This window comes from Sphingomonas anseongensis (assembly GCF_023516495.1).
Lineage (GTDB): Bacteria > Pseudomonadota > Alphaproteobacteria > Sphingomonadales > Sphingomonadaceae > Sphingomicrobium > Sphingomicrobium anseongensis.
The window spans coordinates 1,955,448-1,970,898 of the sequence record NZ_JAMGBC010000001.1; the positions used below are offsets into that span (position 1 = coordinate 1,955,448).

Consider the following 15,451-nt stretch of genomic DNA (forward strand, 5'->3'; position numbering starts at 1 on the left):
GTCGGCTAGCGCGCTGCGCATGGCTTTTCCCTTGCCTTCGCCGATGCGCCGGGCCCTCGGCCTTGCTTCCGAGGCTGCGGCCGACGGGGAAGTGCCGGTCGGAGCGGTGATCACGCAAGGCGAGCGAATCGTCGCCGAAGCGAAAAATTCGATGCGCGGCCTGCTCGACCCGACCGCGCATGCCGAGATGGTTGCGATCCGCGCCGCCGCCGAAGCGCTAGGCACGTCCCGCCTGGACGGCTGCACTTTGTGGGTGACGTTGGAACCGTGCGCGATGTGCGCGGCGGCTGCCTCGATCGCCCGGCTCGACGCGGTCCGATACGCGGCGGAAGATCCCAAGGGCGGGGGCGTTGTTCACGGCGCGCGGATCTTCGCGCAGCCGACCTGCCACCATAGGCCAGACGTCCTGGGCGGCATCGGCGAGGAGGAATCTGCGGAGCTTCTAAGACGCTTTTTCGGGGAGCGGCGCGGCCGGGGTTGAGAGCCCCCGCTTGCTGCGGACCGAGTTTACGGGCAAGACCTGCGCCGCCGCCATGAGCGACCATCTTCTCCCGTTCCCCTGGATCGACGTCCTCATCATTCTGGCGCTCATCGCGCTTAATGGTCTGCTTGCGTTGAGCGAGCTCGCTGTGGTCTCGTCGCGCGAGGCGCGGCTGAAGGCGATGGCCAGAAGCGGGAGCGCGGGCGCCCAGTGCGCGCTCGATCTTGCCGGCAACCCGGGCAAGTTCCTGTCCACGGTGCAAACGGGAATCACGCTGATCGCGGTCGTCTCCGGCGCATTTTCAGGGACCGCGCTGGGACGGCCGGTTGGCGAGCGCCTTCAGCTGCTCGGCCTCGAACCGGACACCGCCCAGAGCGTCGGCTTTGGGATCGTCATCGTCGGCGTGACCTATGTCTCGCTTGTGATCGGCGAACTGGTACCCAAGCAGCTCGCACTGCGCTCGCCCGAGCCGATCGCAGCGGTCATGGCCCGGCCGATGCTGTGGCTTTCGAAAGCGGCGGCGCCCTTCGTCTGGCTGCTCGACCGGACCAGTGCCCTGATCTTCCGCATGCTCGGCCTCAACCGCGAATCGGACAAGGCCGTCACCGCCGAGGAGCTGCACCTGGTGGTCGCAGAGGCGCAGACTGCCGGCGTGCTGGAGGAGAGCGAACGGGCGATCATTTCCGGTGTCGTCCGCCTCGCCGACCGCCCGGTGCGCGAGGTGATGACTCCGCGAACCGAGGTCGACTGGATCGACATCTCCGCCAAGGGCAAAGCGCTTCGCGCGGCGCTCAAGCGGACGCCTCACAGCCGCATTCCGGTCGCGGACGGATCGGTCGAGAATATCGTCGGCGTCGTCCAGAGCCGCGACCTTCTCGAAGCCTTGCTCGACGGCGAGGACCTCGACCTCCGCAAGATGGCGCGAACGGCGCCAATCATCCCGGACCTGATGGACGCGATGGACGCGCTCGCCGTGCTCCGTTCGGCGGCGGTGCCGCTCGCTTTGGTCCACGACGAATATGGCCATTTCGACGGGATCGTCACGCCCGGAAGCATTCTCGCGGCGCTCGCCGGTGCTTTCCATCACGATTTCGAGGACGGCGATGAGCCGGACATCGTCGAGCGCGATGACGGAAGCTTCCTGTTGTCCGGTGCGGCGAGCGCCGACATTCTTGCAGACCGGCTCGGGATCAAGCTTCCAAGTGACCGCGACTTTTCCACTGTCGCCGGCTTTGCGCTCGAGCAGCTCAAGCACCTGCCGGAGACCGGCGAGCGGTTCGCCCACGACGGCTGGTCGTTCGAGATCGTCGATATGGACGGCCGGAAGATCGACAAGCTGATCGCTGCCAGGGCGAAGCGAAAGAAGGCGCCCGAGAAAGACGCCTGACGCCGGAAATATCTAAAGCTTGCCGAACCTCTGCTCGAAACCGTCGATGTCGCCCCGCTGCAGGTAATCTGCCTGGAGCAGGATTTGGTCGCGCTCGATCCGTCCCCTGAACGCACCGAGATTCTGGTCGATGCGTTCGATGTCGGCTTCGCTCAATCGTGCGAGCTGTTCGAAGCGGCTGATCCCTTGGTCGTTGAGCATTGCAGCGAACTTCGGACCGACACCCTTCAGGCGAGTAAGGTCGTCCGGCGGGCCGGAGCTCGCGTGGAGGTCGTGGGACGCTTCGCCGCCGATGATCTGGCCGCCCACGTCTCCGACTGCGGCGGCCGCCTCGGACGCGAAGCCGTGGCTTTCGTGCCCTTTTTGCGGAGCCTGCATGTGCGGGCGAATCGGGGCGGAATCCTGCGAAAGCTGAACCCTCTGTCTTGGCCGAAACAGAAGGAAGGCCGCGACCAGGAGGATCGCAGCGGCAATGAGGATCAGAAGCCAATATTCGCGGACAAATTCCATTCGATCACCATTTCCACTCAGCGTTGTAGCGACGGCGCAGCTCGGCCAGATAAGCCAGGAGCAGCCCGATAAGGAACCCCAGGGTTGCGGCAATCGCCGCTTCGGCGATCAACGGGATGCCGGCCGAGTTCGACCAGGTGGCGCGGCTCACTCCCGGAAGCTGGTTGAGAATGATCACCAGCTGGCTGCGCTGGAAATCGTCGGCCGGGCCGGTCAGCATCAGGTGGCGGGTCAGGGGACCGTGATGAAGCCGTCCTTGCACCTGCGTCATTTCCCAGTCGGTGAGCGTCCGCTTGGCAGAGGTCTCAACGACATTCGCGAAACGGTCGGCCGCTCCCAGCGGACCGTGCCACAGGCCCGCTCCGGCGAGCGCCAGCAAGGCCGCAGCAGCGAATATCCACCCGCGGCGCCGCCTGAACCCCATCAGCCCGCCGAGCAGGCCGACCAGCACCGCGAACCCGAAGACCGGCCAGAAATAGTCCCACAGCGGGTTCATGCCTTCTCCCTTTCCAGCTCGCGCCAGCCGATGTCGCGCCGGTGGAATCCGTCGGCGAAGTCGATCTGGTCGACGGCCCGATAGGCGCGGGCGCGCGCGCTCGCGAAACTGTGCGCGGTCGCTGTGACAGCGAGCACTCGCCCGCCCTTGGCTACGAGCCCGCTTTCTCCCTGTGCCGTGCCCGCATGGAACACGGTGACCCCCTCGACCTGCTCTGCGGCTTCGATCTCGCGAATAAGGCCGCCGCTTGCCGGGGTGCCGGGATAGCCACGCGCGGCGACGATCACGGTCACCGCGTAATCGTCCTTGAGCCGCGGCTGGACCTCGCCGAGCCGGCCGGTCGCAACAGCATTCAGGAGCTTCGCGAAGTCGCCGTCGACGCGCGGCATGATCGCCTCGCATTCGGGGTCGCCGAAGCGGACGTTATATTCGATCAGCTTGGGGCCGTCGGCGGTCAGCATCAGCCCGGCATAAAGAACGCCGGAGAACGGGGTTCCCGCCGCCGCAAGCGCCCGCGCGGTCGGCCGAACGATCTCGTCCATCGCCCGGCGCTCGAGCTCGGCGGTGAGGACAGGGGCAGGGGTATAGGCGCCCATTCCGCCGGTGTTCGGGCCGGTGTCGCCCTCGCCGACGCGCTTGTGGTCCTGCGCTGAGGCGAAAGATACCGCAGTCTCGCCGTCGACCAGCGCGAACAGGCTGGCTTCCTCGCCCTCCAGGAACTCCTCGATCACCAGCGGAGAATCGCCGATCTCGCGGATCGCCTGCTCCGCCTCCTCGCGGCTGGTGGCAACGGTGACGCCTTTGCCTGCGGCGAGTCCGTCCGCCTTGATGACGACGGGCACGCCGAAGTTGGCCAGTGCCGCCAGCGCCTCGTCACCCCGTTCGGTGCGGACGTACCGTGCAGTCGGTATGTTGTTCGCCTCGCACAGGTCCTTGGTGAAACCCTTCGACCCTTCCAGCCGGGCCGCGTCGGCATTGGGGCCGAACACCGCAAAGCCGGCCTCCCGCAGCGCATCCCCGACACCGGCCACCAGCGGAGCTTCGGGGCCGATGACCACCAGGTCGATTCCCCGCTCGCTCGCCAGGCCGACCACTGCGCCGGCATCGCAGGGATCGATCGCCACGCATTGTGCCCAGCGCGCAATTCCCGGATTTCCCGGCGCCGCGACCAGTTCTTCGCAGCTCGGCGATTGCCTCAGCCGCCACGCAAGCGCATCTTCGCGCCCGCCCGAACCAAGCAGAAGAATATTCAAGTGGACCTTCCCGAAGACACGCGCTCCGGCCTGTTAGCGAACGTGCCGCCCGGCGACAATTCGCCGGCGCTGACGGTCGGCGAGCTCGCCGGCTCACTGAAGCGGGTGATCGAGGGCGAATTCGGCCATGTCCGGGTGCGCGGCGAGATCTCCGGCTTCAAGCGCCACAGCTCCGGCCATTGCTATTTCTCGATGAAGGATGATGCGGCCTGCATCGACGCGGTCATCTGGCGGGGCAATGCGAACGGACTCGCCTTCCAGCCCGAAGACGGCGCCGAAGTGATCGCGACCGGTAAGATGACCACCTATGCCGGCCGATCGAAATACCAGCTGGTCATCGACCGGCTGGAGCTTGCCGGCGAAGGGGCGCTGATGGCGCTCCTCGAGCGGCGGCGCAAAGCGCTCGCTGCGGAAGGCCTGTTCGACGAAAGCCGCAAGCGCAAGCTCCCGTTCCTTCCCAAGGTAATCGGCGTCGTCACCTCCCCCACCGGAGCAGTCATCCGCGACATTCTCCACCGGCTGGAAGACCGCTGCCCGACGCATGTTCTCCTGTGGCCGGTGCCGGTCCAGGGCGAAGGTTCTTCCGCCAAGATCTCCGCCGCCATTCGCGGCTTCGGCGAGATCGACGGGAACGGAGCGCTTCCCCGCCCCGACCTCCTGATCGTCGCTCGCGGCGGAGGCTCGATCGAGGATCTCTGGGCGTTCAACGAGGAGGAGGTGGTCCGCGCCGCGGCTGAATCCCCGATCCCCTTGATCTCCGCGGTCGGCCACGAGACGGACACGACCCTGATCGACCACGCATCCGACCGGCGGGCGCCGACACCAACTGCGGCCGCCGAGATCGCGGTGCCGGTGAGGGCTGAGCTTTTCGTCCTGGTCGGCGAGCTCGGCCGGAGAAGCCAGAACTGCCTGTCGAAGATGGCGGACCGTTCGCGCGAGCGGCTCGAGCTGACCGTCTGCCGATGGCCCGAGCCTCAGGCGCTGTTCGCGCCTGCCGCCCAGCGGCTCGACGAGGTCGGCGACCGGCTTCCGCGAGCGCTTGCCTCGCGCGCGGGCGAGGCGCGCGCGGACTTGAACGCTGTGGCGCCGAGGCTCCGGCCGGAGCTCCTCCTGGACCGTGTCAGCCGGTCGGCGGAAAAGCTCGCCTCGCTGTGGAAGATGGCGGGACTCGTTCATCCCGACCGGCCGTTGTCGCGCGGCTTCGTCCGGGTCACCGATCGCGCCGGCAAGACTTTGGCGAGCGCTGCCGACGCTATCGCCGCCAGGCTGCTCACCCTGAACTTTGGCGATGGCGCGGTCGATGCGGCCGTCGGCGAAGCAGCGCCGGCGCCCGTTGAGCGCAAGCGCCGCTCTCCCTATGTGTCTCGGCAGCCCGGGTTCTTCGACGAGCAGGAGTGAAAGATGCTGATGACCGGCGGCGGGACGCCCGCTCGCATCCATTATATGGCCGGAACCTTCAGGATCCTCGCAAGCGGCGACCATGTCGTCTGCGCGGTGACCGGACAGCGGATTCCGCTTCACGAGCTCAAATATTGGAGCGTCGAGCGGCAGGAGCCCTATGTCGACGCCGAGGCCAGCCTGAAGGCCGAGCAGAGCGCCGGGAAAGCCTGAACCTCAGCCGATCCGTTTGACCTTGATCCCGTTCTCGCCCGGGATAGACAGTCGGAACGATCCAAGCGCGGCGCGCTTTACGATCACCTTCTTACCCGGCCTGGGATCGAGGCCCGGCCAGTCGTCGGTCTGGCTCCATACGGACCCGTCGGCCAGCGTGATGACCCATCCGCCGTCGGCATTGTGCCCGGTGCTCTTCACGGTGCTTTCGATCTGAGTGATCTCGTCTTCGCCGCCGCCGAACAGCCCGCCGAAATTGGGGATCGAAAATCCGAACAGGGAACGGCCCGCGGCCCGAGCCTTCTCCTTGTCGACGAACACAAGGTTCCTGCTCGCGATCGCGGCGTCCATCGCCGTCGCTTCGCGGTCGAAGCAGGCGAGTCGCTGGTCAGCTGCCGCGATCGCCCGGCAGTCCATCAGCCGTTTCACCTGCGCCGGGGTGCCGAGCTGGACGGGCTTGGCGGCCTGGACGGTTCCTGCAACGGCCAGCGCGCAGACGCCGGCCATGATCGTGAAATTGCGCATGAAATCCCTCGCTGCTTCCCGGGCGCAACACTAGGCCGCAGGTGCCGAAATCGGCAAGACTGGCGCTGTTGCAAATTTGATACAGCGCATTGACAACTGCATTGGAAGCACCCGCCAGCCGTTGCCAGCGCCTTGCAGCTTCTCTTATCAGACAGTGCAGTTCGGCAATTTCGCATTGCCGCACCATGTCGGTCGTGCCGTTAGCGCGACCTTTAAGGGGATGGATTTTATGAAGCTCGAATTCCGTCAGCGTCTTCTTGCAACGACGCTTCTCGTCGGCGCCAGCACGGTCGCCGCTCCGGCTTTTGCCCAGGACACCAATCCGAACACGAACCCGCCGGACACGAGCGCGGTTCCGACGGCTCCGCAAACCACGGCTCCGGTCGAGGGTGCGCCGGTTCCGAGCACTTCGGCAACGGGTGAGACGGTCAAGTCGAGCCAGGACATCATCGTTACCGGTTCGCGCATTCCGCAGCCGAACCTTGAGTCCACCAGCCCGGTGACGGTCGTCACGAGCCAGGACGTCAAGCTTTCCGGTACCAGCCGTACTGAGGATCTCGTCAACTCGCTCCCGCAGGTGTTCGCGAGCCAGGGCTCGAACATCTCGAACGGATCGAGCGGAACGGCGACGATCGATCTTCGCGGCCTCGGCTCGAAGCGCAACCTCGTCCTCGTCAACGGCAAGCGCCTGCAGGCGGGTGACACCGGCAACCCGGTCGCGGACATCAACTTCGTCCCCTCGCAGCTGGTCAAGCGCGTCGACGTGCTGACCGGCGGTGCATCGTCGGTTTACGGTGCCGACGCCGTCGCGGGTGTCGTCAACTTCATCATGGACACGACCTTCACCGGCCTTCGCATCGACGGCCAGGCGAGCGCGTTCAACCACCACAATCACATGGACGACACTCTTCTGGTCCCGAACGAGGTCCGTGGCTTCCTTCCGCCGCGCGGCTGGAGCACCAACGGCGGCGCCCAGGACATCGCCGGAATGTTCGGCGCAGCGTTCGACGACGGCCGCGGCCACGTCATGGCCTATGCAACCTATCGCGCCCAGGATCCGGTTCTCGAATCCACCCGCGACTATTCCTTCTGCACCCTCGCAGCCCGAGCGACCCGCCAGAGCGGCTCGCCGGCCCGCGACTGGAATTGCGGCGGTTCGGCGACGTCGTCGACCGGCACGTTCCTGCAGTATGATCCGAACACGTTCGCGAACATCGACGTGTTCCAGGTCAACGGAAACCAGTTTGTTCCCGGCACGACACCGTTCAACTTCGCGCCGTACAACTACTTCCAGCGCCCTGACGAGCGCTACAACTTCGGTGCGTTCGGCGACTACGAGATCAGCCCGGCCTTCAAGCCTTATGTCGAGCTGATGTTCATGGACGATCACTCGGATGCGCAGATCGCGCCGTCGGGTGACTTCGGCAACACCAACCGGCTCGCCTGCGACAACGCGCTTCTGTCTGCGCAGCAGATCAATCGCCTCTGCGCTGAGGGTCGTACGTTCGTCGACTCGCTCAACGGCCAGGCCGGCGTCGAGCAGACCTACACCTACATCCTTCGCCGTAACGTCGAAGGCGGCGGCCGTGATGACGATATTCGTCATACCGACTACCGCATCGTCGCCGGCATGCGCGGCGACGCGGCCCGTGGCATCTCCTACGATGCTTACTATCAGACGGGTCACACGCTTCGCCAGGAAACCTACCTCAACGACTTCTCGGTCACTCGTCTTGGACGAGCGATCGACGCCGTTGCGGTCCTCGGCGGCGCCATCGTTGCTCCGGGTACCCCGGGCGCAACGATCATGTGCCGCGCTGCCTTCACCGGCATCGACCCGAACTGCGTACCTTACAACATCTTCGCGACGGGCGGCGTTACTCCGGATGCTCTGAGCTACCTCCAGACCCCGGGCTTCCAGCGCGGCAACATCGTGGAGAATATCGCTCACGTCGACGTCACGGTCGCCGGTGACGAATATGGGATGCGTCTGCCTTGGGCGGAAACCGGGATCGGCCTCAACATCGGCGCCGAGTACCGCAAGGAAAGCCTGGACTTTAAGGTGGACGAAGAGTTCCGGACCGGCGACCTCGCCGGCCAGGGCGGCCCGACCCCACCGGTCAAAGGAGAGTTCGACGTTCGCGACCTGTTCGCCGAAATCCAGATCCCGATCATCGAGCATAACTTCATCGAAGAGTTCAAGATCGGGGCCGGCTATCGCTACTCGAACTATCACGTCGGCGGAAACAGCTTCAACACCGACACGTACAAGATCGAGGCCGATCTCGCCCCGATCCGCGACGTCCGGTTCCGCGGCAGCTACAACCGCGCTGTTCGCGCACCGAACATCGTCGAGCTGTTCTTCCCGCAGGCGCTTGGTCTGTCGGGCGAGCTCGATCCGTGCGCAAACGCTGTTGGTGGTGGCGCCCCGAGCGCAACGCTTGCTCAGTGCCAGCTCTCAGGCGTGACCCCGGCTCAGTACGGTAACATCACGCCGAACCCGGCTAACCAGTACCAGGGCCTGTTCGGCGGTAACCCGGACCTCGCGCCGGAAACTGCCGATACCTGGACTTTGGGCGCGGTAGTCCAGCCGCGGTTCATTCCGGGCCTCGCGCTGACCGCTGACTACTTCAACATCAAGGTGAAGGACATCATCGGCACGCTCGGCTTCGACCAGGTGCTGAACGGCTGCATGGGCACCGGCGGCATTCCGCAGGATCCCACGCTGTGCGCGTTCGTCCATCGCAACCCGAACAACGGGTCTCTGTGGCTCGGAACGAACTCGTATGTCATCCTGACGAACGTCAACCAGAGTGGCGTCGGCCTGAAGACGGACGGCTGGGACTTCAACGGCACCTACTCGCGCCGTCTCGGCGGCTGGGGAACGGCCAACATCGCCTTCGTTGGCACGCTGCTCAACCAGCTCGAGAACCCGCATGTCGGCATCAACTGCGTCGGCAAGTTCGCGGGTGCCTGCGGCACGCCGACCCCGAAATGGCGTCACGTGCTGCGCGTCGGCCTGACCATGCCGAGCGGCCTGGGCGTGTCGACTCGCTGGAGGCACTTCTCCGGCGTCGATGCGGTCGCGGCTGCCGGCCCGGCTGAAGAGCGGCTGAGCTCCAGGGATTACTTCGACCTGACGCTCACTGCTCGCCTGGCGCAGAGGCTCAACCTCCGCGTTGGTGCGAACAACATCTTCGATACCGATCCGCCGCTTGGTGGTGGCAACATCCCGGCCGGCTTCGGCAACGGCAATACCTTCCCGCAGGTCTATGATGCCTTGGGACGGTACATTTTCGCCGGCTTCACCGTCGACTTCTAAGTCGCGGAAAGTATGAAAAGATTGCGGCGGGCCTCGAAAGAGGTCCGCCGCTTTCTTTTGTCCCTACCGTTGCTTTTCGCTCCCCACTGCGCTGACTTGCGCTGGTGAGCGAAACACCCTCCGACATCGAGGCTGAGGCCGACCGGGCGGCAGCTTCCGGCGACCTCGCCCGGGCAATTAGCTTGCTGGACCGGCTAAGCTCGACCGCGGAGCCGAGCCTCGCTCTGTGGACCAAGCTTGGCGCGATGAGGCGCGCGACGGGCGACATCAAAGGCGCGCTTCACGCGATCGAGAAGGCCCTGGCCCTCGCGCCGCTCGATTTCTCTGCGCTCCTTGCTCGAGCGATGCTTCTCGACAGGCTCAAGGATCCTGGCGCCGGCGAAGCTTTCTCCAACGCCATCGCCCGGCTTCCGGCCGAGGAGAATATCCCCGAAGCGATGGCTGCGGCCGTCGCCCACGCAAGAATGCGCGCGGATCAGCACAGAGCCGGAATCGAAGAGCGGCTCGTAAGAGCCATCCCGTCGGGGCTCGACCGGTCCCATGAGCAACGCCTGTCCCGCTTTGCTTCCAATGTATCGCGCCGAACCCGCCACCATCACCAGGAGCCTTCGGATTTCCATTATCCCGGCCTCCCCGAGATCGAGTTCCACGATCCCGCTCACTTTCCCGAGCTCGCCGCGCTTGAAGCCGCCACGGACGCGATTCGCTCCGAATTCGAAGCCCTGATCGCCGCCGAAGCGGCGGAGATGGTACCCTACATCCACTATCCCGAACGCGTGCCGCTGCGGCAGTGGAAGGAGCTCAACAACAACCGCGACTGGACGGCGATCCACCTGCTTCGAAACGGCAGCGCCGTGGAGGGCAACGCCAGGCATTGCCCGCAGACGATGGCCGCGGTCGCGAAGCTGCCGCAGCCGCACGTACCGGGTGCCTCGCCCAATGCGATGTTCTCGCTACTTGCTCCGCGCACGCGCATTCCTCCGCACACGGGGGTCGCGAACACCCGGCTCGTCTGTCACCTGCCGCTGATCGTTCCGCCCGATTGCGGCTTTCGTTGCGGAGCAACCACCCGGCAGTGGGTGGTCGGCGAAACCTTCGTGTTCGACGACACCATCGAGCATGAGGCGTGGAACGACAGCGGCGAGCTTCGGGTCGTCCTGATCGTCGACCTGTGGCCGCCCGCACTCGACGCCGTCGAACGCGAAGCCGTCGCAAGGATGATCGCCGCGACGGGCGTCAGCTTCACGGGTGCCTGAGGTGCCGGCACCCGTGCAAAACGACCCGTCGGTGCAGCTCGAGCAGGGTCTGGCCTTGCTGGGCGGTGAGACGGCGTCGGCCGACGGCCCGAAAGCAATTGCACTTATCGATACGGCCGCGGCAAATGGCCATCCCGATGCGCTGGTGATGTCGGCCCTCTTCGAGGCCATGGGCGCGCTTAGGCCTCAGAACTGGCCTGCTGCCATGCGAAAACTCCGGCGGGCGGCTGAGCTGGGGTCGGAAAGCGCGCGCGGGCAAGTGCAAGTGCTCGAGGAGCGCGGTTCCGTCGATCTCTCGATCGACCGGCTGCTCGCTCCGCCGCCCAAGAAGCAGCTTCACGACAGCCCACGCATAGTCGCCTATCCCGGCTTTGCGGCCGAAGCCGAATGCGCATGGATCATCGGTCGCGCGCGCGACCGTCTGAAGCCGGCGAAGGTCTTCGCCACGTCTACAGGCGACCAGACTCACAATCCCGCGCGCGACAACAAGGCCATCGAATTCCAGCTCCCCGACATGGACTTGGTGGTGGAGGTGCTGCGCGCCCGAATCTCCGCCGCCACCAGGTTGCCGGTAGCGATTTTCGAGCCGACGCAGATCCTGCACTATTCGGTTGGCGAGCAATTCCGGCCGCACCACGACTTCCTCGATCCGGAGATTCCCGGCTTTGCGGAGCACCTGAAGAAGTTCGGGCAGCGCATCGCTACCGTCCTCATCTACCTGAACGACGGTTACGAGGGCGGCGAGACGGTGTTTCCGAAGCTTGGCATCAACCATCGCGCGGCCGCGGGCGATGCGCTGTTCTTCACTAATGTCGACCGCTCCGGCCGCGGAGACCCGTTGACGATGCATGCCGGATCTCCTCCGACGTCCGGCGAAAAGTGGGTCTTCTCGCAGTGGATCCGTGACCGGCTGCCGGCTCAATAGCCGCCGCCTGCCGCCCGCGAAGTTGCTGCGCTCAGCCGACGACTTGTCTATGACCCCGCCATGGCAAGCCCGGCGCCCCTGAACACCGTCGCGTTCGAGGACGCGATCGCCGCTTTTGAGTCGGGGCAGCGCGAGCAGCTTCTTGCGCCGCTAGGGGCAGCCGTTTCCGCTGGAAGCCCGGACCCCAGATTGTGGCACCTTCATGGGCTTGTGCTTCGCGATCTCGAACGAAGAGAGGATGCGCTTCCCTCGCTTCGGAAGGCGGCGCAGATGGCGCCGACATCGGCCAAGATCGCCCACTCGCTCGCCCGGACGCTCTACGAGGCTGGGCTGCCATCGATCGACGCTTACGGCCAGGCGCTGAGGCTCGCTCCCGGCGACACCGAAATCGTCGCAGGCCTCACCTCCGCCTTTGTCGCCGACGGAGAACCGCAGACGGCGATCTCGGGCCTCGAACGTATCGTGTCGCGCTCCCCACATTGGGTTGTTGGGCACATTCTCCTGTCGAAGCTGCGTTGGGCGCAGGGTGACCGCGATGACTTCACACGGAGCTTCGCCGACGCCATCCGGCAAACACCGCAGAATCTCGACCTTTGGCACCAGTGGATCATCGCACTGACTCACGCGGAGCGTTGGGAGCAGGTGCTCGAGGTGATCGGAAACGGCCGCGCTGCGCTCGGCGAGCAGGGCGTGTTCAGCATAAGCGAAGCCATCGTTTATGCCGAGCGGGGCGAGACGGAGAAGGCGGAGGCGCACTTCGCTCCTTTCGCCGATCTGCAAGACGGAACGGTCCAGGTCAGGCGGGTCCGCCACTACCTGCGCTCCGGCCGGCCCGAGGAGGCCGACCGGATCATCAGCGAGTGGACGCGCAAACCCGACGCCTTCATGTTCTGGCCCTACGCTTCGATTGCGTGGCGGATGCTCGGCGACCCTCGGTGGGACTGGCTCGAGGGCGACGCGCGCTTCGTCGGAGTCTACGACATCGCCGATCGCCTGCCGCCACTCGACCAGCTGGCGGAGACGATGCGCAAGCTGCACACTTTGAGCGGGCAGCCGCTAGAACAATCGCTTCGCGGCGGGACACAGACAGACGGCGACATCTTCCTTCACATCGACCCGGTGCTGATCCAGCTTCGGGAGGCGATCAGGGCCACCGTCGCCGAGCACGTTGCCAAGCTCCCGGCACGTGACGAATCGCACCCGCTCCTCGGGCCGCCGCGAGAGCAGATCCGCTTTTCCGGGGCCTGGTCCGTCTGGCTTCGCGAGCGCGGTTTCCATGCCAACCATGTCCATCCGGCAGGCTGGATCAGTTCGGCGTTGTACATCGTGCTTCCGCCGGACCTGGGTGAGGAAGGGGCGGGCTATCTCACCCTCGGCGACTCTACGTCGTCGACGCTCGATGTCGGGCTTCCGCCGTTTCGCACCGTGGAGCCAAAGCCCGGCCGGCTGGCCCTCTTCCCGTCCTACATGTGGCACGGGACTCGTCCTTTCGGTAAAGGAGAGCGGATCACGGTTGCGTTTGACGTCGCCGTACCGAGCGGAAACTAGTTGCGGGGGAAAGTTGCCCGCATCGCGGATTTGACGTACGATGGGCGCGAAGGTGAGGGTGAAAATGTCGAAGCTTTTGTATGTAGTTGGAGCCAGCCTGGTCCTGTCAGCTCCAGCTTTTGCGCAGACCGCGGCCGAGCCGCAGGCAGTTCCCGTAATGCTTCCGCCGGCCAAGTCGGACGTGAACAAGATCATCTGCGAGCGGCAGGAAGAGATGGGTTCGAGGCTCAAGGGCAAGAAGGTCTGCATGACCCTTGAGCAATGGCAGCAGTATCGCGCGGAGAACCGCGAAAAGACGGAGCGGCTGCAGGGAAGCGCCGGAACCCGCCCGTCGGGCTAAGTGCCGGCGCGCGGGTCCTTTGAGAGCGGGAGGCCAAAAATCATGCTCAAAGTTTCGATTCTCGGTCTGGCAATGACCGCTCTGGTGGGCTCGCCGGCCTTCTCGCAGGCGACGCCGCATTCGGCCGCCGTGACGATCCCGCCCAATCAGACCGACGTGAACAAGATCGTCTGCGAGCGGCAGGAAGAGATCGGGTCGCGCCTCAAGGGCAAGAAAGTCTGCCTGACCGTCGAGGAATGGAAGGTGTTCAAGAACCAGAGCCGCGACGACGTCGAAGAGATGCAGCGCCACGCGAACACGGCGCGAAGCAACTGATCATTCCCGCCCGGTGAGTTCCCCGAGCGCTCGCTCAAGCTGATCGCGATAATGTTTCCAGCGGCCGCTTGAGCGTGCGTGAAGCGGCTCGCGCACCTGCCAGACACTCGCCGTCTTCACGGTGCCGGCCCGCCGGTGGAAGTGGAGCAAATCGTCCTCCCAATCCAGGCCCAGGAAGCTGAGCAGCCCCTTCAGAACCGGCTCGGGCTCGCGCACCAGCAAATCGTAATCGACGTCGAAAATGTCGTCCGGATAGAGGGTCTTCCAATGCGCCATCAGCCGCTCGTGCTGGTCGTACCAATGGGCTGAGTCGTCGAGATCCAGTCCGTATGGCATCGCCGGGCCAAGGTGCAGGAAGTGAAGCGAGATAAGGTTGTCCAGCTGGTGGCGGCGCGTGTGGACGATTTTGGCGTCAGGAAACAGCGTCTTGATCAGCCCGATGTGAAGGAAATTGTCGGGCCGCTTGTCGGTCACCAGCGCCTGCCCCCGTCGGTAAGGTGCCAGCCCGTCGAGATAGAAACGGCGCCACGATTCAAGCTCGGCCCCATCCGGATTCGAGGCCGCTTCGGGATAGCCCGCAATCCTGCCGGGAAGTGCAGGAATCAGGTCGAGCTCCCCTCCGCTAACGATCGCGCTGTGGCCGCCGAGGATCTGCTCGACCAGCGTCGAGCCCGACCTGAACATCCCGCAGATGAACACCGCCGGAGCGGGCTCACCATCGCGGGCAACCGGTTTCGAAAAGGCGCTGATCAGGCGGTCGACCAACGCTTTCTGTGCTGCGCGATCATAGGGCCTGAAACCCCGTCCAAATGCTTCTCGGCTGGCAAGGTTCGCCGCCTCTGCTGCTGCAAACGCTTTGTCATATTCGCCCTGTGCGTCGAGCAGCCGGGCAAGCGCAAAGCCAAGGTCGGCGCGTGCGGCGGGCTCGCGAGTCGCGGCAATCTCGCCCTCCAGCCGCCCGATCAGCCGGTCCGCCGAATCGCCCTTCGGCTCGACGATTCCGGCCAGCCGCGCGAGCGCGAGCGGATGGTTCGGCGCAACCGCAAGCGCGCGCTCATATGTCGCCCGCGCGGCGGCCCTGTCGCCTCGGTCCTCGTGCAAGTTGCCAAGGTTGAGCAGCGCGGGGACATAGACCTCGTTAATCGCAAGCGCCGCCTTCAGCTCGGCCTCCGCTTCCGCCGGGCGAGCCAGATGGTCCGACAGGATCACCGCACGATTGAGGTGCACCTCTTCGGGCCCGCGAACGCCCCGCTTCAGGGCTTCAGCATAGGAATGAAGCGCAAGCTCGTACTGCCGCGCCTGCCGCTGCAGCCAACCCAGGTTGTACCAGCTATCCGCAAGGTCTGGCTCGCGCTTCAGAAGGTCGGAATAAGCGGCGATCGCCTCTTCGACCCGGCCGGCTCGCCGAAGCTCGGCCGCTTGTTCCAGAAGTGCCGCGCTTTCAGCGTCCATCCGCGCTGCGTAGCTGTGGCCGGGAACGGC

The 15,451-nt window shown here is 65.3% G+C and carries 15 protein-coding genes; 10 read left to right on the top strand and 5 right to left on the bottom strand.

Going from position 1 to position 15,451, the window contains the following annotated elements:
* The first annotated feature begins 19 nt into the window (after positions 1-19).
* Entirely contained in the window at positions 20-481 is a 462-nt protein-coding gene (locus LZ519_RS10110; protein ID WP_249868546.1) for a nucleoside deaminase, read from the top strand.
* Between the two features lie 52 nt (positions 482-533).
* Positions 534-1,868: a hemolysin family protein gene (locus LZ519_RS10115; RefSeq protein ID WP_249868920.1), complete on the top strand. Its 1,335-nt coding sequence runs from the start codon at positions 534-536 to the stop codon at positions 1,866-1,868.
* Between the two features lie 12 nt (positions 1,869-1,880).
* Here LZ519_RS10115 and LZ519_RS10120 read toward each other — a convergent pair whose 3' ends face one another.
* Genes LZ519_RS10120 through purD form a run of 3 tightly spaced genes read right to left on the bottom strand, consistent with a single transcriptional unit; the run spans position 1,881 to position 4,127 of the window.
* Positions 1,881-2,378, bottom strand: coding sequence for a hypothetical protein (locus LZ519_RS10120; protein ID WP_249868547.1), 498 nt, complete (start codon positions 2,376-2,378; stop codon positions 1,881-1,883).
* A 4-nt stretch (positions 2,379-2,382) separates the two neighbouring features.
* Positions 2,383-2,874 carry a hypothetical protein gene (locus LZ519_RS10125; protein WP_249868548.1) on the bottom strand — a complete coding sequence of 164 codons (492 nt, stop codon included), beginning with the start codon at positions 2,872-2,874 and terminating at the stop codon, positions 2,383-2,385.
* Positions 2,871-4,127: a phosphoribosylamine--glycine ligase gene (purD, locus tag LZ519_RS10130; protein WP_249868549.1), complete on the bottom strand. Its 1,257-nt coding sequence runs from the start codon at positions 4,125-4,127 to the stop codon at positions 2,871-2,873. The genes LZ519_RS10125 and purD overlap by 4 nt, the downstream gene beginning before the upstream one ends.
* On the opposite strand from purD, the gene xseA reads away from it, so the two are divergent.
* Together xseA and LZ519_RS10140 are read left to right on the top strand one after the other, a co-directional pair.
* Entirely contained in the window at positions 4,122-5,525 is a 1,404-nt protein-coding gene (xseA, locus tag LZ519_RS10135) for an exodeoxyribonuclease VII large subunit (RefSeq protein WP_431358114.1), read from the top strand. The two genes, purD and xseA, sit on opposite strands and share 6 nt — an antisense overlap.
* 3 nt (positions 5,526-5,528) lie before the next feature.
* Positions 5,529-5,738, top strand: coding sequence for a DUF2093 domain-containing protein (locus LZ519_RS10140; RefSeq protein WP_249868551.1), 210 nt, complete (start codon positions 5,529-5,531; stop codon positions 5,736-5,738).
* A 3-nt stretch (positions 5,739-5,741) separates the two neighbouring features.
* On the opposite strand, the gene LZ519_RS10145 is transcribed toward LZ519_RS10140, so the two are convergent.
* The gene (locus LZ519_RS10145) at positions 5,742-6,263 is read right to left on the bottom strand and encodes a hypothetical protein (RefSeq protein WP_249868552.1); all 522 of its coding nucleotides are present in this window, start codon (positions 6,261-6,263) and stop codon (positions 5,742-5,744) included.
* A gap of 229 nt (positions 6,264-6,492) precedes the next feature.
* On the opposite strand from LZ519_RS10145, the gene LZ519_RS10150 reads away from it, so the two are divergent.
* The 6 genes from LZ519_RS10150 to LZ519_RS10175 all read left to right on the top strand — a co-directional run bounded on the left by LZ519_RS10150 (position 6,493) and on the right by LZ519_RS10175 (position 13,969).
* Positions 6,493-9,585: a TonB-dependent receptor domain-containing protein gene (locus LZ519_RS10150; RefSeq protein ID WP_249868553.1), complete on the top strand. Its 3,093-nt coding sequence runs from the start codon at positions 6,493-6,495 to the stop codon at positions 9,583-9,585.
* Between the two features lie 104 nt (positions 9,586-9,689).
* On the top strand, positions 9,690-10,841 hold the full coding sequence (locus LZ519_RS10155) for an aspartyl/asparaginyl beta-hydroxylase domain-containing protein (protein ID WP_249868554.1): 1,152 nt from the start codon (positions 9,690-9,692) through the stop codon (positions 10,839-10,841).
* A 13-nt stretch (positions 10,842-10,854) separates the two neighbouring features.
* Positions 10,855-11,766, top strand: coding sequence for a 2OG-Fe(II) oxygenase (locus LZ519_RS11690; protein WP_249868555.1), 912 nt, complete (start codon positions 10,855-10,857; stop codon positions 11,764-11,766).
* A 60-nt stretch (positions 11,767-11,826) separates the two neighbouring features.
* On the top strand, positions 11,827-13,314 hold the full coding sequence (locus LZ519_RS10165) for a putative 2OG-Fe(II) oxygenase (protein WP_249868556.1): 1,488 nt from the start codon (positions 11,827-11,829) through the stop codon (positions 13,312-13,314).
* Positions 13,315-13,378: 64 nt separating this feature from the next.
* Positions 13,379-13,654, top strand: coding sequence for a hypothetical protein (locus tag LZ519_RS10170; RefSeq protein ID WP_249868557.1), 276 nt, complete (start codon positions 13,379-13,381; stop codon positions 13,652-13,654).
* A gap of 42 nt (positions 13,655-13,696) precedes the next feature.
* Positions 13,697-13,969, top strand: a complete 273-nt coding sequence (locus LZ519_RS10175; protein WP_249868558.1) for a hypothetical protein — start codon at positions 13,697-13,699, stop codon at positions 13,967-13,969.
* Here the strand turns inward: LZ519_RS10175 and LZ519_RS10180 are convergent, their stop codons facing one another.
* Positions 13,970-15,421 (bottom strand): sulfotransferase family protein, encoded by a 1,452-nt coding sequence (locus tag LZ519_RS10180; RefSeq protein ID WP_249868559.1) that lies wholly within the window; start codon positions 15,419-15,421, stop codon positions 13,970-13,972.
* Positions 15,422-15,451 lie beyond the last annotated feature (30 nt).